We start from the raw sequence: 19541 nt of genomic DNA, 5'->3' as shown, positions 1-19541 counted from the left end.
GCTGTTGCCAGAGCCTAGCGGCCCAACCCATACGCACCATCGACTTCGGTCGGGCGGGTCCACCCAAAGCGTCACCCCAGACTTGGTCCGGGGTCCCCCGTGCCGCATGTTCAGTGGCCAAGAAAAGGCCCGCGCGAAAGCCGCTCGGCGGCCCCTGGAACAAGTCCGTGGTGACCATATGGGCTGCGCAGACGCGACCACGAACCGTCTCTGAGCCACTGGCGCCGGGACATTGATCCGCCATACCAAACGGCTCTTGCCTTCAGACGGAACGGACGCCGCTGTCGATCGTACACCGCGAAACGATAAGGGCATTTCACGATGGCAACCACCTACCCCCCGGCCGCGCCAGTGCATCACCCTCATCCGGTGCATGCGATCTTGTCAGCCTATCCGCTGGCGTTCTTCACGGCGGCACTGGTCGCCGACATTGCGTACGTGAACAGCGCCGAGATGATGTGGGCCAACTTCTCGATCTGGCTGATCACCGGTGGTTTGTTGATGGGCGCGTTTGCAGCGCTGGCCGGGATCATCGATGCGATTGCGTTCAAACGTCGCCAGACGCGGCATCGTGGCGCCATGCTGCACACGATCGGCACGAGCCTGATGTTGGTGCTCGCGCTGTTCAACGCCTTCGTTCACAGCCGTGACGCCTGGACCTCGGTTGTGCCGACGGGGATCGTCTTGTCCGCGATCGTCGCCATCCTGGCATTGTATACCAGCTGGCAGGGCTATGCCGTTCAAGCCGAAGGGACCGTTCCGGTGGAGCGGCCCGTTGAAGTTTTTGGGGAGGCCAAATGATGCGCCGGAATATGCTCGCACTCGGCCTAATTGCCTCGCTCAGCGCCTGTGGTGGCAAGGGTGGCGACGCCAGTGCCCAATTGGGCGCCAACCCGAACCTGCCGGGCCTGGAGCAATATCTGCTGCCCCCGATGCACATCGCCAAGCCGGTGCCGTGGGGCAATGCGACCCCGACCGTGCCGCAGGGGATGAAGGTGACGGCGCTGGCCACCGGTTTCAAGAACGTGCGGTCGATCTACGTGCTGCCGAACGGCGACATCCTGGCGGTCGAGCCGAAGGGGCCGTCCGAGCCGATCTCGCGGCCCAAGGACATCCTGGTAAACTGGATCCAGGGCTTCGGCCACAGCAAGGTCGGCGGCGGCGATCGCATCACCCTGCTGCGTGATGCCGATGGCGACGGCAAGCCGGAAGTCCGCTCGGTGTTCCTCGATCATCTCGTGTCGCCGTTCGGCATCGCATTGGTCGGCGGTGACCTGTATGTCGCCAATACCGATGCGATCGTCCGCTTCCCGTACCAGACCGGCCAGACGCGGATCGATGCGCCGGGACGTATCCTGACCCCGCTGCCGGGCGGCCCGATCAACCATCACTGGACAAAGAGCCTGGTCGCCAGCCCGGACGGCTCGAAACTTTATGTCGGCATTGGCTCCAACAGCAATATCACCGAAAAAGGGTTCGAGGCGGAGAAGGACCGCGCGCGGATCTGGGAAGTGGATCGCGCCACCGGCGCACACCGCGACTATGCCACCGGGCTGCGCAATCCCAATGGGCTCACCTTCAATCCCGAGAGCGGGCAATTGTGGGCGGTGATCAACGAGCGTGACGAGATCGGCCCCGATCTGGTGCCCGACTACCTGACATCGGTCAAAGACGGCGCGTTCTACGGCTGGCCGTACAGCTATTGGGGCCAACATGCCGATCCGCGCGTGAAGCCGCAGCGACCCGACATGGTCGCCCGCGCCGTGATGCCGGATTACAGCCTCAGCTCGCACGTCGCACCGTTGGGCCTGGCCTTCTACGGCGGCGCCAGCCTGCCCGCGAGCTATCGCGGCGGCGCGTTCATCAGCGAACATGGCAGCTGGGATCGCGGTGCGTTCAACGGCTACAAGGTCGTCTGGGTGCCGTTCAGCGGTGGACGCCCGAGCGGCAAGGCGCGTGATGTCGTCACCGGCTTCCTGGACGGTGCCGGCAATGCCCGCGGTCGCCCGGTGGCGCTCGCGGTGGACCGCACCGGTGCGCTGCTGATCGCGGACGATCTGGGGAATGTGGTCTGGCGCGTGACCGGCGCCTGACGATACGGCCGATCGTCGCCTTGGTGGCGATCGGCTGCAATCCCGGAATGCGCGGTGGAAGTGCGGCGCGCGATTGGACCTACTCAGTGCCGCGCTTATTAGCCGATCGGCGTGACGGACAACAGCGCCTGCCAGGTTCTGGGGCCGGCGATACCATCCGGAACGATGCCGGCCCGGCGCTGGAACGCACGCAAGGTCGCTTCGGTGACGGGCCCGAAATCTCCATCCCGCGCCAGGCTCAACAGAGCCTGTATCTCCTCCACCTTTTCCCCTCGCGAACCCCGCCTTAGTGTCGGCCGGCCCGCACCGTCCTGTACCGGGATCAACGGCGCGGGTGTATCCTCCTCCAGCGCGGTCGCCACCGCATGACGAAAGTCGGTCATGTCGAAGCAAGGGTCCGACTTGCGACCCCTGGGTAGTGCATATTCCAGGTGGCCGCAGCACATTATGGCCGGCGCCTTGATGTGTCTCAGCAGCGCGGCACTGCCACGGACATAAGCGACCCGCTGTTCCGGCGGCCAATCGTCGTGCGGCTTGCCGCTATGTTCGGCCTCGATCCCGATGAAGCTGCCATTGCCGTCGGTAACCCCCTGCCACTCCCCCTTCCCCGCGTGATTGGCTCGCCCCGATGCAATGACGTAGAAAGTACCGTCACGGCCCAGTCCCAGTTGGGCCAACGGCCCCGGCAACGCCCCTGCCCCGGGTCCGGCTGCACGCCCTTCAATCAACAGCCGCAGCGTCGGCATGTTGCCCGCCGTCGCGGTGGCGGTGTGGTGGCACATCACGCCGATCGGACCGACCGTCGGCTTGCCGCGAGTGCGCCAATCAACCGCTTCCGCCACCTTCAATCCGGCGTCGCGCAGTGTGTCGGCGAGCCACAGCAGTCGGCCAGTCATGCTCGCACCGCTGTCAGCGTCGCAACCCCGCCATCGGCGGCCGGCAGTTCGACATCGCGGGTCGCGACAAGGTCGGTCACATCCATGTCGCAGGCGCATCCGTCCGCATCGTCGTGATGATCCCGCGCTGGTTCGGTGGCGTCCCCAGCCATGGCGATTGGCGCGACCGCCCCCGGCAACGGCGCAGCCGCGCTCGCCTCGGCGGGTGCATGCGGTTTGGCATCGGCCGCCGGACTCTGTTCGGCAGGCAAGTGGATCGCGGGCATTCCCGGCGAGGCCTCGGCCTTGGCCAGCAGATCGGGCACGAAGCGCTCCGAAAAACCTGCGACGAAGCCCACGATCAGCACGAACAACCAGCCGTTTTCAGGGGCGCTAAGTCGCGAAGTGTTGCCCAAGCTGATGTCGATCGCATCCGTCGCCACGAAAGCCATGGCCACCGCCGCGGCGATGATGCCGATCATCAGCGGCAACACCGCGTCCATCATGTTGGCGGTGCGCTGCAGATTGGGCAGTACGGTGCGACCGCGAATGGCGAGCGAAATAGAGAAGAACGCGCCGAACCCGCCAGCGATGGAGGCAAAGCACAGGTCCCGCCCGTGCGCGGGAAACGACACCAGCCCCATGATCGCGATGATCAGACCCATCGCTATCAACCCGGCAAGCAACGCGGCGGCCAGGTACTCGAACCGCGCGCGAGCGACCCGCTCGTCGAGGATATCGGCCTTGATGCGGCGCAGAAGCTGTTCCGCATCGCCCGCATACCCTTCGAACGCCAGGATCAGCGCATCGGCCACACGGTGATCGTAGCGGACCGCACGCCGCCACGCGACGCTCTCCTCCGCCGCCAGTCGCCAGCCAGCGATCATGCCGTTGATCTCACCACGCAAGGGGTTAAGCCCGGCCAGAAGCTTCCGTTGTTCGGCGGCCGTCGTCGCATCGTCCGCAAACTGAATACTGACCCGCTCGGGCGTGCGGTAGATCGCGTAATCGGGGCGCTTGCGGCCGTAGATGCCCTGTACGGGCACATCGAGCCCGTCGTTTTGGCCGACGCGAAGATCGGCGATGCAGAACAGGCTCACGCTTATTCCCCTCTGACATCTAATGCTAGGAGAACGAAGCGTCCATGTACCCAAGACAGGTGGTACACATGCCGATCATCGCGTTCGCGAGCGTACGATCCGTCGCACCCAACCCTGATAGTTCTTCCGCTTCAGGTGTATCCAGGATTCACCCCTGATGATCAGCGATGCATCGCTCACCGTCTTCGCACCCTTCTTTGAGCCAACCACCTTCATCGACTCGATGGAGGAGGCGGCTTTCAGGATCGTGGCCATGGCAACGCGCCACCGCTCTTCTTTAAAGCCGATACCTCTGCAATCGACCGCTTCGACCCAGGGGTTCTTCACCTCAGAACAGCGATAGGGAATTTCTCTTGCGGCCAGGGTAGTCTTACGTGGACCATCGGCAGCGAAGGAATGCGTAGTCGGCGCCACCACAGTAAGTAGTGCCGCGACAAATGCCCTATCAATAAACTTGGTCATCTTCTGTGTCGCTTGCCATTTGACATAGCGAAGAAGCACGCTGCACGTTCTTTGTGTCAACAAACGTCCCGTCCATTTTGGCGACGACCGTTAGCGGCGGGCACAAGCTGACAAGCCTCGCCACGCGACTGCGCGGCCGTTCCTTGGGGAACCCACGCGGAGGCTTGAGATGCGGCACAGCACGAAGCAACCAGCCCTGCCAGCTGGCTGAACACGCATAATTAGCTGTAAGGTGCAGAACTCTTGGTCGGGGCGACAGGATTCGAACCTGCGACCCCCACACCCCCAGTGTGATGCGCTACCAGGCTGCGCTACGCCCCGACCGAGGCCGGGCGTGTATGCGCCTGACGCCGACGATGCAAGCTTTGCGCATCGCGTAATCGGCATGTCGTGCAAACGAACGGATTGGACGGTCGGGAAATGCACCCCCTTGTTGCGCCACCGGCAGCTTAATGATAGCGCGCGGCGCTTGTAGCGTGGGGTGTGTCCCGCCCCGCCGTTCCACACATTCGGGCCCGTTTTGTCAATTATGTCGATGATCATCCCCCAAGCTTATGCTCAGACGGCCGGCACCGCGACCAGTGCGGGTTTCGCCCAGTTCATGGGTATCGCGCCGTTGCTGCTCGTCTTCGTGGTCTTCTATTTCCTGATGATCCGCCCGCAGCAGCGCCGCATGAAGATGCTTCAAGCGTCGGTCGCTGCAGTGAAGAAGGGTGATAACGTCGTGACGTCGGGCGGGATCATGGGGAAGGTGACCAAGGTCGAGGACAATGTCGTCGAGGTCGAGATCGCGCCGAACGTCCGGGTGCGCGTGGTGAAGGCCACGCTGACCGACGTGGCCGGCACCGGCACCGCCAAGCCCGCGAACGACTGAGCCACAAGATGCTCGATTTCCCGCGCTGGAAGGTCCTGTCGATCCTCGGCTTCCTGGCAGCATTGATGCTGCTGGCCGTGCCCAGTTTCCTGCCCGAGGCGACCACCGCCAAATGGGGTGCCATTCCGCACCCGCGCATCAACCTGGGGCTCGATCTCGCCGGCGGCTCGTATCTGCTGCTCGAGGCCGACACCAAGGACGTCGCCGCGACACGCCTCGAATCGATGCGCGAGCGCGTCGTCACCGAATTGCGCCGCGGCACGCCGAAGATCGAAACCGGCGACGTATCCGTGCGCGACGGCAAGCTCAGCTTCCTGCTGCGCGACGTGAGCCAAGTCGATGCCGCACGGCAGAAGCTGCTCGAGATCACCGGTGGCGGCGTAGGCCTGACCGGGCAGCGCGAGTGGGACATCCAGGTGGTGGACAGTTCGCGCTTCGTCCTGACGCCGAGTGAGGCCGGACTGAAGGCGGCGATCAAGACCGCCGTCGATGACGCGACCGAAGTCGTCCGCACGCGCATCGATCAACTCGGCACGCGCGAGCCGACCATCGTCCGCCAGGGCGACACGCGCATCGTCGTGCAGGTGCCGGGGCTGCAGAATCCGCAAGCGCTGAAGGACCTGCTCGGCAAGACCGCCAAGCTGGAATTCAAGCTGGTCGACCAGACGGCCGATCCTGCACTGCTCGCCAAAGGACAGGCGCCGATCGGCAGCCAGGTGCTCGCCTATCAGAATGGCGGGCCGCCGATCGCGGTGAAGCGCTCGACGATCATCAGCGGCGATCAGCTGACCGATGCGCGACAGGGCTTCGCACCGCAGACCAACGAGCCGCAGGTGCTGATCACCTTCAACAGCGAAGGCGGGCGCCGTTTCGCGCGCGTGACGCAGGAGAATACCGGCAAGCCGTTCGCGATCATCCTCGACAACAAGGTGATTTCAGCGCCCAATATCAACGAGCCGATCCTGGGCGGCACGGCGAGCATCTCGGGCAGCTTCACGGTCGATTCGGCTAACCAGCTGGCAATCGCGCTACGCTCGGGCAAGCTGCCGGTGCCCTTGAAGGTGATCGAGGAATCGACCGTCGGGCCGGATCTCGGGGCGGATTCGATCCGCGCCGGCATCCTGGCGTCGGTCATCGCTGTCACAGCGGTCGTGATCTTCATGCTGCTGACCTATGGCCGCTTTGGCCTGTATGCGAACCTCGCGGTGGTCATCAACGTGCTGGTCATCATCGGCGTGCTGGCGCTGCTCAACGGTACGCTGACGCTGCCGGGTATCGCCGGCTTCGTGCTGACCATCGGTACTGCGGTCGACGCCAACGTGCTGATCAACGAGCGCATCCGCGAGGAACGTCGGCGCGGTCGCAACGTCGTGCAGGCGGTCGAGCTCGGCTACAAGGAAGCGAGCCGGACGATCTTCGAGGCGAACGTGACCCACGCCATTTCGGGCGTGATCATGCTCGTGCTGGGATCGGGGCCGGTCAAGGGCTTCGCGGTCGTGCTGCTGATCGGCATCGCCACCTCGGTGTTCACCGCCGTCACCTTCACCCGGATGATGGTCGCGCTGTGGCTGCGCAAGAACCGTCCTACCGACATCAACATTTGATCGGCGAAGCACAATGCGCCTGCTGAAACTCGTTCCCGACAACACCAACCTGCCGTTCGTGTCGCTGCGCAAATGGGCGTTCGCGCTCACGATCGCGCTGAGCCTCGCATCGATCGGCCTGGTCTGGGCCAAGGGCCTCAACTTCGGCGTCGATTTCGTCGGCGGCCTGATGATCGAGGAGAAGTTCGTCACGCCCCCGAACGTCGACCTACTGCGCCAGAAGATCGATCAATTGGGCGTCGGCGATGCGCAATTGCAGCCGTTCGGCGATGGCCGCACGATGACGATCCGCCTGCCGGTGGTCGAAAGCGCCGACGAAGGCGCCACCAACGCCGTGGTCAAGCGCGTCGAGACGGCAGTCGCACAGGCATTCCCCGGTGCGACCTTCTCGCGGTATTCGACCGTCTCGGGCAAGGTATCGGACGAGCTGATCCGCAACGGCGTGCTCGCCGTCGTGCTGGCAGTGCTCGGCATCGGGCTGTTCGCGATCTTCCGTTTCGAATGGCAGTTCGGCGTCTCGACCGTGGTGGCGATCGTCCACGATCTGCTGATGACGCTCGGCTTCTTTGCCCTGACTCAGTTCGAATTCGACCTCAACATCGTCGCCGCGGTGCTGACGATCATCGGTTATTCGATCAACGACAAGATCGTCATCGATGACCGTATCCGTGAGAACATGCGCCGCTATCGCAAGATGGACATGGCCGGCATCGTCGATCTGTCGGTCAACGAGACGCTGCCGCGTACGGTGATGACCTCGCTGACCATCCTGCTGGCGCTGTTCGCGTTGCTGTTCCTGGGTGGCCATGTGCTGCGCGGGTTCACCGCGGCGATGATCCTGGGCATCTTCGTCGGCACCTATTCGTCGATCTACGTGTCGTCGTCGCTGCTGATCACCCTGGGCCTGCGCGCCAATCCGGATGCGCCGGACAAGGTGGTGGCGACGCCGAATGCGGAGCGTGTCGCGCCAAAGTCGCGCGGCTGACCGGATGCGGATGGACAAGCCGCGGACCGACGGCCCGATCATCTCGGGCTTTTCCAGCGGTGGGTTCAAGGTCGATGACGGCGTCTATCACGCGCTGCTGATCACGCCGGAGCGCGCCGACGGCTGGTCGCCGCCGCCGCTCGCCGATCTGTCAGCCGACGATCTGGCGCCGCTCTGGGTGCTCGATCCGCCGCCCGAATTCGTGCTGATCGGCACCGGCGCGGCCTTGGTCCGCCCTGCCCCTGCCTTGGTGCGGGCGGTCGAAGCGCGGGGGTACGGCGTCGAGGCAATGGACAGCCGCGCCGCGGCGCGCGCCTGGGCCGTGTTGCGCGGCGAAGGCCGCTGGATCGCCGCTGCGTTGTACCCGTTCGATTGAGCGCCGCCGCGGGGGTGCCGCCTTTATGGGTGCGCCCGCATCGCTAGCCGTCACCCCGGACTAGTTCCGGCGTCCACCAAGCCACTTGCTGTGCGGATAGTGGTTCGATGGCAGAGCGTGCGGCGCGGTGGACCCCGGAACTAGTCGGCGTTGTACCCTTCGAACAAGTAATTCGCCGTCATCCCCGCGTAGGCGGGGATCCATATAGTCGAACGTCTGCATTTCAGCCGCCAAGCCCGCCACTATGGTTCCCCGCCTTCGCGGGGATGACCAACCATGTCTCAAAGGGATAGTTGCCGAACGAGTCCGGGGTGACGGTGCGCGGTGGATGTCGCGTTTCGACCGAAGCGCCGCGTTAGCTGGAAGAAGCGGCGACCAGTCCCGACAAGTGATGGTGGAGCGCTGCGGTATTCGCCTCCCACGTGAAATTCGCCGCGGCCTTGTGCGTCTCGTCGCGGGGGGGCGGCGTGGCGAGCAATTCGCCGATCGCGCGCGCAAATGCCGCCGACTCCCGCGCGACGATTCGGCCGGCGGCCGGGGTGCGGACCACCTCTGCCGCGCCGCCGGCGTCGGTGATGACGATCGGCGTGCCGCAGGCGAGCGCCTCGACCCAGGCATTGGCCAGCCCCTCCGATGACGAGGCGAGCGCCATTATGTCGGCCGCCGCCAGCAGGTCGGGCAGCGCGTCGTGCGGGACCGGGCCGAGTAAGCGGATGCGGTCCGCTACGCCGAGCCTGACGATCTCCGCCTCCAGTGCGGCTCGCTGCGGCCCTTCGCCTGCGATCAGCAGCGATACGCCCGGCAGCGAAGCCACCGCGCGGATGACGATGTCGTGGCCCTTGCGCGGGATCAGCGCGCCGAGCGACATCACCAGCGGCCCCTGCACGCCGAACCTGCGCCGTCCGGCGGGGTTGCCCGGCGTGAACCGTGCGAGATCGACGCCGGTATGGTGCACCCGGATCGAAGCGACCGCCAAGCCGATCGCCGCCATGTCGGCCTTCATCGCCGCGCTCACCGCGAGCAGGCCATCCGCCTTCTGCCCTGCCGCGACGACCTGTCGCGCGGTCGCCTGGGCGCGGCCCCAATGGTGGATGTCGGCCCCGCGTGCCTTGATCGACACCGGCACGCCGAAGTGGCGCCCGAGTGCGACCGCCGCGGGCCCATCGGGGAAGAAGAATTCGGCATCGATGACATCGAACGCGAAGTCGCGGCGGATTTCGGTCAGCAGCGGCTTCAGCTGGCGCACCAATGCCGCGACATGCCAGCGACCCTGCGTGCCGGGCAATGTCGTGAAGCGGGGTCGGTGGGTGTCGAGCCCCTTCCATCGCTCGCGTGTCGGCAGCCCGTTCAGCGCGCGGTAGGGCGACAGCGCGGATAGTGGCCATGGTGGCAGCCCGATCGGCGCGACGAGCCGCAGCTCGACCTCGGCGTGCGCGGCCAACCCCAGGGTCTGCCGCTCGACGAACACGCCGAAATTGGGCCGCGTCGCATCGGGGAACAGGGTGGCGAGGGTGAGGACGCGGAGCATATGCGTCAGCCTAGCGCGGGAAGGTTAAGGGCGGGCGATCATTGGCCGACGGCACCCTAGGCTCCTGCGGACGCAGGAGCCTAGGGTGCGAAGCGCAGCGCTCGTGGTCCTGGACCCCTGCTTTCGCAGGGGCACATCAGAGGTTGAGGTTAAATCCGCGTATCGCCAGGATAGGCCAGCAGCAGGTCGCTGCCGGCGGACGCGCTGATATGCGCCGTGCCTGTCAGTTGCAGGCATTCGCCTGCGCGCCACGCCACGCCGTCTACCACGCCTTCGCCGGTGATCGGCACGAACCAGCCGGGGCGGCCTTCGGGCAGCGTCACCGTGCGCTGGCCGCCCGGCCAGCGTTCCAGCACGAACTTGGGCCCTTCGACCAGGATGATGCGGTCTTCCGCAACGCGCCCCGGTGCCGACGGCGCGACATAGGGGACGGCCTGTGCCACCGCGACGCCGTCATCCAGATGCAGTTCGCGGTTGCTGCCATAATCGTACAGGCGGTAGGTGGTGTCCGAATTCTGCTGCGTCTCGATCACGGTTATGCCCGCGCCGATCGCGTGGATCGTGCCGCTGGGCGAATAATAGAAATCGCCGGCCTTGACCGGCTTCCAGTCGAGCTTGTGCTCGATCGATCCGTCTTCCGAGGCGGTACGCAGTTCCTCGGGCGTCATCGGCGCCAGCGTGCCGATCGCGATCGACGCGCCCGGCTCCGCTGCCAGCACCACCCAGCATTCGTCCTTGCCGCGCGGCAGGCCGCGCGCATGCGCCTCGTCGTCGCCCGGATGCACCTGCACCGACAGCTTTTCCGACGTGAACAGATATTTGATCAGCAGGTCGGCGGCACCGGGATCGACCGTCTGGAACCACACTTCGCCGATCTTTGTGCCGGGCGCCGGATCGGCGAAACCCTGCCAGAGATGATCGCGGCCCCAGGGCTTTTCCACCCGGCGCGTCGTCAGCAAAGTTGCAGTCATCGGATTCCTCACTCGGGCTTCGGCAGTGGTGGCTGCAACGCACCATAAACGGCCCGCGATCCGGGCGCCACGACCTCTTCGAAAAACATTGTTCGCATTCGCTCGGCTGGGCTAAGGACGTGGCCATGCGTACCCCCCCTCTCCGCTTCAATGCGTCCCGCCCGATCGCGCTTGCGGTGCTTGCCGCCCTCGCCTCCACCACCGCCGGCTGCGCGCGGAACACGGGCAAGAACGACGTCCCCTATGTCGCGCGCGATGTGGGCACGTTGTATTCGGCAGCGAAGAAGCGGCTTGACCAGGGCCGGTACAAGGAATCGGCGGCGTTGTTCGATGAGGTCGAGCGCCAGCATCCCTATTCGGTCTGGGCCCGCCGCGCGCAGTTGATGAGCGCGTACAGCAATTATCTCGGGCGCGATTATACCAGCTCGATCGCTTCGGCGCAGCGCTTCCTGCAGGTCCATCCGGGCAACCGCGACGCGCCTTATGCCTATTACCTGATCGCGCTTGGCTATTACGAACAGATCAGCGACGTGACGCGCGACCAGAAGATCACACAGCAGTCGCTGGACGCGCTGGGCGAACTGACGCGCCGCTACCCGAACACGCGCTATGCGTCCGATGCACGGCTGAAGATCGATCTTGTGCGCGATCACCTTGCCGGCAAGGAGATGGAGATCGGCCGCTGGTACGAGACGCGTGGGCAATGGCTGGCCGCAACGATGCGCTTCCGCAAGGTCGTCGACGATTACCAGACGACAACGCACGCGCCCGAGGCCTTGATGCGCCTGACCGAGACGTATTTGGCCCTCGGCGTGCCGGACGAGGCGCGCAAGAGCGCCGCGGTGCTCGGCGCCAATTACCCAAGCAGCGACTGGTACGAACGGTCGTACAAGCTGATCAACGATCACCCCGCCAAAGCGCTGGCCAGCATCGCCCCCGGCGAGCAGATCGTGCCGGTGAACACCGCGCCCAACGCCACGCCGACGCTGCCCGGCACCGATGCCGTCGCGCCGAAGGACGATCGCAGCGCCTCCCCCACCCCGGGCAACCCGGCCAATCCCACTGGCCCGGGCGGCAACTGACGCGCACCGGCCGGCTGCTACGGAAAGAACGATACCAGAACGACGCGAAACCCTCTAAGGGCGTGTCCGCATGCTGACCGCGCTTTCCATCCGGGACGTCGTCCTGATCGAGGCACTCGACCTCGATTTCTCCGCCGGGCTCGGCGTGCTCACCGGCGAGACGGGCGCGGGTAAATCGATCCTGCTCGATGCGCTGGGTCTGACGCTCGGCGCGCGCGGCGACAGCGCGCTGGTGCGGCATGGCCGTCCCCAGGCATTGGTCACCGCGAGCTTCGATACGCCGCATGCCGACGGGCCGATCGCCGCCCTGCTGGCCGATAACGGGCTGGAGGTGGAGCCGGGCGAGCCGCTGATCGTACGCCGCATCGTCAAGGCCGATGGCGGCAGCCGCGCCTTCGTCAATGATCAGCCCGCCTCGGCCGGCCTGTTGCGCGAACTCGGCACGCACCTGGTCGAGATCCACGGCCAGCATGACGATCGCGGCCTGCTCAATGCGCGCGGCCACCGTGCCTTGCTCGACGCCTTCGGCCGGATCGACACCGCAAGCGCGCAGACCGCGTACCGTGCCTGGCGCGCGGCGGAAGACGCGCTCGCGAGCGCGCAGACCGAACTCGACACGCAGGCGCGCGACCAAGAATGGCTCGAACATGCCGTCGCCGAATTGCGCGCGTTCGGCCCGGAGGAAGGCGAGGAGGAGATCCTCGCCACGCGTCGCGCCGGTATGCAGCGCGGCGAGAAGATCGCCGGCGACCTGCAGGCGATCGCCGATCTGCTCGAAGGATCGGATGGCGGTCTCGCCCGCTTGCGCCAGGCGGCGCGCGTGCTGGAGCGGGTAAGCGAGGATCACGAGGCGCTGGGGCAGGCGCTGGAAGCGATCGATCGCGCGATCATCGAGGGGGCGGAGGCGCAGGAGAAGGTCGACGAGGCCGCCGCCGCGCTCGCCTTCGATCCGTCGCAGCTGGAAGCGGACGAGACACGGCTGTTCGATCTGCGCGCGCTCGCCCGCAAGCACCGCGTCCAGCCCGACGGGCTTGCCGCGCTGGCGCAGGAACTCGGCGAGCGGCTGGAGCGACTCGAGAGCGGCGGGGCCGGCATCGCCGCGCTGGAACGGGCGCAGGCCGCCGCCGCCAAGGCCTATGAGACGGCGGCCGACGCGTTGACCAAGGCGCGCACCGCCGCTGCCACCCGACTCGACGCGGCGGTGAAGACCGAGCTTGCGCCATTGAAGCTGGATGCCGCCCGCTTCCGCACGGCGATCGCGCCGCTCGCGCGCGATGCCTGGGGGCCGAGCGGCCGGGACCGGGTCGAGTTCGAGATCTCGACCAACCCCGGCGCACCGTTCGCCGCGCTGACCAAGATCGCCTCGGGCGGTGAGCTTTCGCGCTTCATCCTCGCGTTGAAGGTGGCGTTGGCGGAGGAAGGCGGCGCGGCGACGATGATCTTCGACGAGATCGACCGCGGCGTCGGCGGCGCGGTGGCGAGCGCGATCGGCGAGCGCCTGTCGCGGCTGGCGGGCGGCACGCAATTGCTCGTCGTCACGCACAGCCCGCAAGTGGCCGCGCGCGGGCGGCATCACCTGCTGATCGCCAAGAGCCATGACGGGACCGTTACGCGGACCGGCGTCCACGCGCTGGGCGAAGCCGAACGCCGCGAGGAAATCGCGCGGATGCTGTCGGGTGCCACGGTGACGGACGAGGCGCGCGCGCAGGCGGAGCGGCTGCTCGAAGCGACGTAGCCCCGTGTTATCGTGCCAAACATCGCCCGATTCAAACCATGCGACAAACCCGAAACCACGTGCTATACGGTCGTCATCGCGCGAGATTGCCCACAAGCATCGCACGGCTGAGAGACCTCCGCGCTCCCGCTTGTCAAAGCCCGGAGCCAGCGTTTCACACCGCTCATCCAGCAAAAATTCCCGTCGTCGGCACGCGCCGATGTACGAGTTCGTCATCGAGAGCATCGGCCGGGGTCGGACGATGTTTTCGCTCTTTCTTCTCGGCCCCGTCTACCCAAGGAAATATCTATGCCTATCGGCACCGTAAAGTTTTTCAACGCGGACAAGGGTTATGGCTTCATCGCGCCTGAGGGCGGCGGGAACGACGCCTTTGTGCACATCAGCGCGGTAGAAGCCGCCGGCATGCGCACGCTCGACAAGGAACAGCGCGTTTCTTACGAGCTCGAGCAGGATCGCCGCGGCAAGATGTCGGCAGTGAACCTCGCTTCTGCGTGATTGATGTTGGCGGGCGCCGGTTTCCGGCGCCCGCCACTCTTTCGTTCAGGCCCCGAGGAGACGGATCACGAATACCACCGCAATGTTCTATCGCGATCGTGCCCGTCAGGCCCAGACCGACGCCGATTCCGCGACCCTCGATAACGTCCGCGATCGCTGGACACGTGCCGCCAAGGCATGGGACGAGATGGCCACGCGCGCCGAAAAGACCGCCGACCGCCGCTCCGTCAGCGAAGACGCCAAGGACCCGGACGAGGAAGATTAGTCTCCGTCCGATCAACGCTTGATCGTACCCCTGCCGCTCCGGTAGCGCTGGCGCATGACAGCCCCGCTCCCCGCGACAGACGATGAAGCCGCCGCAGAGCTGGCGCAGCTCGCCGCCGAGATAGCGCGCCATAATGCGCTTTACCACACCGACGACTCGCCCGAGCTGTCAGACGCCGACTATGACGCGCTCGTCCGCCGCAACGCCGCGATCGAGGCCGCCTTCCCGCACCTGATCCGCGCCGATTCGGCCAGCCGCCAGATCGGCGCAGCGCCCGCCGCGCATCTCGCCAAGGTCGCGCATGCCCGGCCGATGTTCAGCCTCGACAATGCGTTCGACGCGCAGGAAGTCGGCGAGTTCGTCGGCCGCGTGCGCCGCTACCTCAGCCTGGGCGACGCCGATGTCGTGGCGCTGACGGCCGAACCCAAGATCGACGGCCTGTCCTGCTCGCTGCGTTACGAAAAGAACCGGTTGGTCCAGGCGCTGACCCGCGGCGACGGGCAGGTCGGCGAGGACGTCACGGCCAACGTCCGGACCATTGCCGACATTCCCGCCGGCTTGCCGGATGGTGCCCCCGACGTGTTCGAGGTGCGCGGCGAGGTCTATATGGCCAAGGCCGATTTCGCGGCGCTCAATGCGCGCCTGCTCGCCGAGGGCGAAGCGACCGGCAAGGAAGCGCGCCAATTCGCCAACCCGCGCAACGCCGCCGCCGGATCGCTGCGTCAGAAGGACTCCGCCGTCACGGCGCAACGCCCCTTGCGCTTCTTCGCCTGGGGCTGGGGCGACGCCAGCGCGCTGCCGGGCGAAACGCAGTCCGCGGTGATCGCCACGATCCGTGATTGGGGCTTTCCCGTCACCCCGCAATTTCAGCCCGCCGGCACGCTCGATCAGGCGCTCGCCACCTATGCGGCGATCGAGCGCGAGCGCGCCGACCTGCCGTTCGACATCGATGGCGTGGTCTACAAGCTCGACCGGCTCGACTGGCAGCAACGTCTGGGTTTCGTCGGCCGCGCGCCACGCTGGGCGTTGGCGCACAAATTCCCGGCCGAACGCGCCGAGACGACGCTCAACGACATCGAGATCCAGGTCGGTCGCACGGGCAAGCTGACGCCGGTCGCCAAGCTCGAGCCGGTGACGGTGGGCGGCGTGGTGGTGCGCAATGCGACGTTGCATAATGCGGACGAGATCGCGCGCCTCGGCGTCCGCCCCGGCGACCGCGTGCGGCTGCAGCGCGCCGGCGACGTCATTCCCCAGATCGTCGAGAACCTGACGCCCGACGCAGACCGGGCCGCCTGGGCCTTCCCGACCCATTGCCCGCGCTGCGGATCGGAGGCTGTGGCGGAGGAAGGCGAGGTCGACGTGCGCTGCACCGGCGGCCTGATCTGCCCCGCGCAACGCCTGGAACGTCTCAAGCATTTTGTCAGCCGTAGCGCGTTGGATATCGACGGGTTGGGCGAGAAGACGCTGGTCGAGCTGCTGGAGCTCGGCTGGATCACCGAACCGGTCGACATATTCGGCCTGTCCGCGCACCGCGACGCGCTGCTCGGGCGCGAAGGGTGGCAGGCCAAGTCGGTCGATGCCCTGCTCGCCGCGATCGAGACCAAGCGCCGCCCCGACGCCGCGCGCTTGCTGTTTGGCCTGGGCATCCGCCACGTCGGCGCGATCACCGCGCGCGACCTGCTCAAGCGCTATGTCACGTTGCCCCAGGTCCGGCAGCTTGCCGAAGAGATTATCGCACTGCGCGACGCGGCCATCCCCACGCCGGGTGAGACCGACCAGAAAGTACGCAACCGGCTCGACAAGGCGATCGCCGACCATATCGGCGTCGAGAATGTCGGCAGCGCCGTCGGCCACGCGCTGGCCGACTTCTTCCACGAGCCGCATAATCGCGCGGTGTGGGACGACCTGCTCGCGCAAGTCTCGCCGCCGGCGTTCGAGGTGAAGGCGCGCGACTCGGCCGTCAACGGCAAGACCATCGTGTTCACCGGCAGCCTGGAAACGCTCAGCCGCGACGAAGCCAAGGCACAGGCCGAATCGCTCGGCGCGCGCGTGGCGGGTTCGGTCTCGGCCAAGACGGATCTGGTCGTGGCCGGGCCGGGCGCCGGTTCGAAGGCCAGCAAGGCCGCGGCGCTTGGGATCGAGGTGATCGACGAGGCGGCTTGGGGGGCGATCGTGGCATCCGCTGGATAGAACCATCGCGGGTCGAAGTGATGCTATTTTGCAACGCAGCAAAACCGACTGCGTTGCTTGCCTGCCGCAGCGGAACTTTGTCATCGAATAGAAACACAAATCGCGCAGGGGCGCTGCGTGGCGTTGGCCACCTAAGTGTTTGAGCCGCCTCGGCTCGCAAGGGGAAAATTTTCATGCGTTCGAGATTTTACGCCGGCGTAGCATTCGCCGCGCTGATCATGCCTGCGGCAGCATTCGCCCAGTCGACCGGCACCTTGGAAGCGGAAGGCGAAGGCGAAGACGTCGTTGTCACCGGCAGCCGTGGTCCGACTACGATCAGCGGCGTCCAAATCCCTGACTCGCCGAAGGCTCGTGCGGTGATCACGCAGGAGTTGATCGAACGCCGCGCTCCCGGTCAAACCATTCTCGACACGATCAATCTGATACCGGGTGTCAGCTTCACCAACAGTGACGCTTACGGTTCGTCGGGTGGCCAGATCCGCATTCGCGGCTTCGACGGCAATCGCATTGCACTGACGTTTGACGGTATCCCGCTCAACGACTCTGGCAACTATGCAATCTATTCCAACCAGCAGCTGGATCCCGAGCTGATCGAGCAGGTCAACGTGAACTTCGGCTCGGCTGATGTCGATTCGCCGACTGCAGCGGCTTCTGGCGGCACGATCAACTATCGCTCGCTGATGCCGACCGACAACCTTGGTGCGATGGTCGTCTATTCGCATGGCACCAACGACATGAACCGCGTACTTGGCATGCTCAACACCGGCGTGTTCACCTCATTTGGCACGAAGGCTTGGCTCTCGGCCTCTTCGCAGCGGTACAACCAGTTCCGTGGCCCTGGCGAGATCTACAAGCAGCAGTATAACGGCAAAATCTATCAGCCGATTGGATCGAACGGCGATTTTGTTTCCCTTGCGGCGCACTACAATCAGAACCGCGCCAATTTCTATTCAAACCCGACATATGCGAACATCCGGACCCGCCTTGGCACACAAGCCGGCGGCACCGATCTGCCGAACACTGCGGCACCCACCACCGGTTCGGCGGCGAACCCGTTCACGCTGGACCTGAACAAGGGCCAGTATGACTATGTCTTCGGCGACACCTCGTCGACATACCTGTACGACGCCACGTGTGATCAGCAGTCGAACCCGGGCGGTCCTGGCTCGCAGACCGACCGCAACACTTGCAACAACGTCTACTCGACTGCCTTCAATCCGTCGAACACCGGCAATGTCCGCCTGAACTCGCGCTTTGGCATCACCGACAAGTTGCTGTTCACCTTGGACGGCGCATATTCGTTCACGCGTGCAAATGGCGGTGGCTCTTCGCTGCTCGCAGAGACAGATAACAACGCTACCAGCGCCAGCGGCGCCTACGCGCAGCAATATCAGCAGGTTCTCGGTCGCCTCGGCGCGGGCATCGCCCCTGGCGTCGATCTCAACAAGGATGGCGACCTCGCCGACTTCGTACGCGTATACTCGCCGTCGAATACGCGGACCCAGCGCTTCACGGCGATCGCTGGCCTGCGTTACCAGCTTGACGAGAATAACCTGGTGCGCATCGCCTATACTTGGGATCGGGCGCGTCATCGCCAGACCGGCGAAGCGCAGTTGCTGAGCAATAACGGCATGCCGCTGACACCATTCAGCGCGCTCGACGGCAAAGGTGAGTCGCCGGTGCTGGATGCCGCCGGCAACGTGTTCAACAAGCGTGACCGCTTATCTTACGCGATCCTGCACCAGATCTCGGGTGAATATCGTGGCCAGTTCTTCGGTGATGCTTTGAAGATTGCCCTCGGCGTTCGCGCACCGTTCTTCCGCCGCAACCTGACCAATAACTGCTACACGATCGGCGGCCAGTCGAGCGACGCATACTGCACCTCGCAAACCGCAGCACAGGTTGCTGCGCTTGATCTGGCCAACACGTCGATCACGCTCGGTGCACCGTACAAGAATCGTATCAAGACCTATAACGCGGTCCTGCCGAACGTCGGCGCTACGTATAACCTGACTTCGGCAATCAGCGCCTTTGCCAGCTACTCGAAAGGCATTTCGGTGCCGCGCACGGACAATCTGTATGGCTTCGACGATGTGACGATCTCGCCGGTCGCCGCACTTAAGCCCGAGAAGACCGATTCCTACGATCTTGGCCTGCGTTATACCTCGGGCATGATCCAGGCACAGATTGCTGCCTGGAAGATCGACTACAAGAACCGTATCATCTCGACGACGACGATCCTCGAGGGCGGCGGCACGATCAGCACCGACCGCAACGTCGGTTCGGTCAAGAGCAAGGGTATCGATGCCAGCTTGGGCATCCGGCCGGATCGCCACGTCTCGCTGTACAGCTTTGCGTCGTACACGAAGGCCGAGTTGCAGAACGATGCGACGAATACGCTGACTGGCGCTGTGATCGTGCCGACCGCAGGCAAGTTCGTTGTCGAAACGCCGAAGTGGCAGTACGGTGGACGGGCGCAGTTCGATCTTCAGCCGGTTTCCGTTGGCATCCAGGCCAAGCATACCGGATCGCGCTGGGTTACCGACATCAACGATCTAAAGGCTGCCGGTTACACGCTGGTGGATCTCGATGCGCGGCTTGACCTAGGCTTTGCCGGCCTCGACCGCACGTTCTTCCAGCTCAACGTGTCGAATTTGCTGAAGGAGCGTTATTTCAGCAACCTGTCGACGGCGAGCAACGCCTTCCCGTACCAGGTAGGAACGGCGACACCTGTTAGCGCGGGTGCGCCGCGCCTCACCTTCGGGGCACCGCGCACGTTCATCGGCTCGATCCACTTCGAGTTCTGATCGCAGCGATCTAACGAGAGCCGCCGTCCCCACCGGGACGGCGGTTTTTCTTTGCCCGACCTTCGATTGGGCATGACACGCAAGACAAAGGCCGCTGCT

At 65.2% G+C, this 19541-nt stretch carries 17 protein-coding genes and 1 tRNA gene; 12 read left to right on the top strand and 6 right to left on the bottom strand.

From position 1 onward, the window contains the following. Nucleotides 1–321: 321 nt before the first annotated feature. Together NV382_RS16865 and NV382_RS16860 are read left to right on the top strand one after the other, a co-directional pair. A complete protein-coding gene (locus NV382_RS16865; RefSeq protein ID WP_260597879.1) occupies nucleotides 322–801 on the top strand; it encodes a DUF2231 domain-containing protein in 480 nt (159 codons plus the stop codon). Beyond that, nucleotides 798–2093: a PQQ-dependent sugar dehydrogenase gene (locus tag NV382_RS16860; protein WP_260597878.1), complete on the top strand. Its 1296-nt coding sequence runs from the start codon at nucleotides 798–800 to the stop codon at nucleotides 2091–2093. The genes NV382_RS16865 and NV382_RS16860 overlap by 4 nt, the downstream gene beginning before the upstream one ends. 98 nt (nucleotides 2094–2191) lie before the next feature. Here NV382_RS16860 and NV382_RS16855 read toward each other — a convergent pair whose 3' ends face one another. The 4 genes from NV382_RS16855 to NV382_RS16840 form a co-directional block, all read right to left on the bottom strand. Continuing rightward, nucleotides 2192–2989, bottom strand: a complete 798-nt coding sequence (locus NV382_RS16855) for a peptidoglycan recognition protein family protein (RefSeq protein WP_260597877.1) — start codon at nucleotides 2987–2989, stop codon at nucleotides 2192–2194. Next, nucleotides 2986–4122: a hypothetical protein gene (locus tag NV382_RS16850; protein ID WP_260597876.1), complete on the bottom strand. Its 1137-nt coding sequence runs from the start codon at nucleotides 4120–4122 to the stop codon at nucleotides 2986–2988. Before NV382_RS16850 ends, NV382_RS16855 begins: the two co-directional genes overlap by 4 nt. Before the next feature lie 21 nt (nucleotides 4123–4143). After that, entirely contained in the window at nucleotides 4144–4530 is a 387-nt protein-coding gene (locus NV382_RS16845) for a hypothetical protein (protein WP_260597875.1), read from the bottom strand. 244 nt (nucleotides 4531–4774) lie between these two features. Then, nucleotides 4775–4851 (bottom strand) — tRNA-Pro (locus NV382_RS16840). 214 nt (nucleotides 4852–5065) lie between these two features. Here NV382_RS16840 and yajC point away from each other — a divergent pair. The 4 genes from yajC to NV382_RS16820 are packed head-to-tail and all read left to right on the top strand — an operon-like array spanning nucleotide 5066 to nucleotide 8369. Further along, the gene (yajC, locus tag NV382_RS16835; RefSeq protein ID WP_260597874.1) at nucleotides 5066–5404 is read left to right on the top strand and encodes a preprotein translocase subunit YajC; all 339 of its coding nucleotides are present in this window, start codon (nucleotides 5066–5068) and stop codon (nucleotides 5402–5404) included. Between the two features lie 8 nt (nucleotides 5405–5412). Next, nucleotides 5413–7008: a protein translocase subunit SecD gene (gene secD, locus NV382_RS16830; protein WP_260597873.1), complete on the top strand. Its 1596-nt coding sequence runs from the start codon at nucleotides 5413–5415 to the stop codon at nucleotides 7006–7008. A gap of 13 nt (nucleotides 7009–7021) precedes the next feature. After that, nucleotides 7022–7993, top strand: a complete 972-nt coding sequence (gene secF, locus NV382_RS16825; protein ID WP_260597872.1) for a protein translocase subunit SecF — start codon at nucleotides 7022–7024, stop codon at nucleotides 7991–7993. Nucleotides 7994–7997: 4 nt separating this feature from the next. Next, nucleotides 7998–8369, top strand: coding sequence for an Mth938-like domain-containing protein (locus NV382_RS16820; RefSeq protein ID WP_260597870.1), 372 nt, complete (start codon nucleotides 7998–8000; stop codon nucleotides 8367–8369). Nucleotides 8370–8724: 355 nt separating this feature from the next. Here NV382_RS16820 and NV382_RS16815 read toward each other — a convergent pair whose 3' ends face one another. After that, nucleotides 8725–9897: a glycosyltransferase gene (locus NV382_RS16815; RefSeq protein ID WP_260597869.1), complete on the bottom strand. Its 1173-nt coding sequence runs from the start codon at nucleotides 9895–9897 to the stop codon at nucleotides 8725–8727. 149 nt (nucleotides 9898–10046) lie between these two features. Further along, entirely contained in the window at nucleotides 10047–10868 is an 822-nt protein-coding gene (locus tag NV382_RS16810) for a class I mannose-6-phosphate isomerase (protein ID WP_260597868.1), read from the bottom strand. A gap of 125 nt (nucleotides 10869–10993) precedes the next feature. On the opposite strand from NV382_RS16810, the gene NV382_RS16805 reads away from it, so the two are divergent. From NV382_RS16805 to NV382_RS16780, 6 genes are all read left to right on the top strand, one after another. Next, a complete protein-coding gene (locus NV382_RS16805) occupies nucleotides 10994–11950 on the top strand; it encodes an outer membrane protein assembly factor BamD (protein ID WP_260597867.1) in 957 nt (318 codons plus the stop codon). 70 nt (nucleotides 11951–12020) lie between these two features. Beyond that, nucleotides 12021–13685: a DNA repair protein RecN gene (recN, locus tag NV382_RS16800; protein ID WP_260597866.1), complete on the top strand. Its 1665-nt coding sequence runs from the start codon at nucleotides 12021–12023 to the stop codon at nucleotides 13683–13685. Between the two features lie 288 nt (nucleotides 13686–13973). Continuing rightward, the gene (locus NV382_RS16795) at nucleotides 13974–14180 is read left to right on the top strand and encodes a cold-shock protein (RefSeq protein ID WP_034159288.1); all 207 of its coding nucleotides are present in this window, start codon (nucleotides 13974–13976) and stop codon (nucleotides 14178–14180) included. Nucleotides 14181–14262: 82 nt separating this feature from the next. Continuing rightward, complete coding sequence (locus tag NV382_RS16790) at nucleotides 14263–14445, top strand: hypothetical protein (protein ID WP_260597862.1); 183 nt, start codon at nucleotides 14263–14265, stop codon at nucleotides 14443–14445. Nucleotides 14446–14499: 54 nt separating this feature from the next. Then, nucleotides 14500–16635: an NAD-dependent DNA ligase LigA gene (gene ligA / locus NV382_RS16785; RefSeq protein ID WP_260597861.1), complete on the top strand. Its 2136-nt coding sequence runs from the start codon at nucleotides 14500–14502 to the stop codon at nucleotides 16633–16635. Nucleotides 16636–16808: 173 nt separating this feature from the next. After that, the gene (locus tag NV382_RS16780; protein WP_260597860.1) at nucleotides 16809–19442 is read left to right on the top strand and encodes a TonB-dependent receptor; all 2634 of its coding nucleotides are present in this window, start codon (nucleotides 16809–16811) and stop codon (nucleotides 19440–19442) included. Nucleotides 19443–19541: the final 99 nt, after the last annotated feature.

Origin of the sequence: Sphingomonas endolithica (genome assembly GCF_025231525.1) — a bacterium.
GTDB classification, from domain to species: domain Bacteria; phylum Pseudomonadota; class Alphaproteobacteria; order Sphingomonadales; family Sphingomonadaceae; genus Sphingomonas; species Sphingomonas endolithica.
This window is presented reverse-complemented; position numbering and strand designations above follow the sequence as displayed.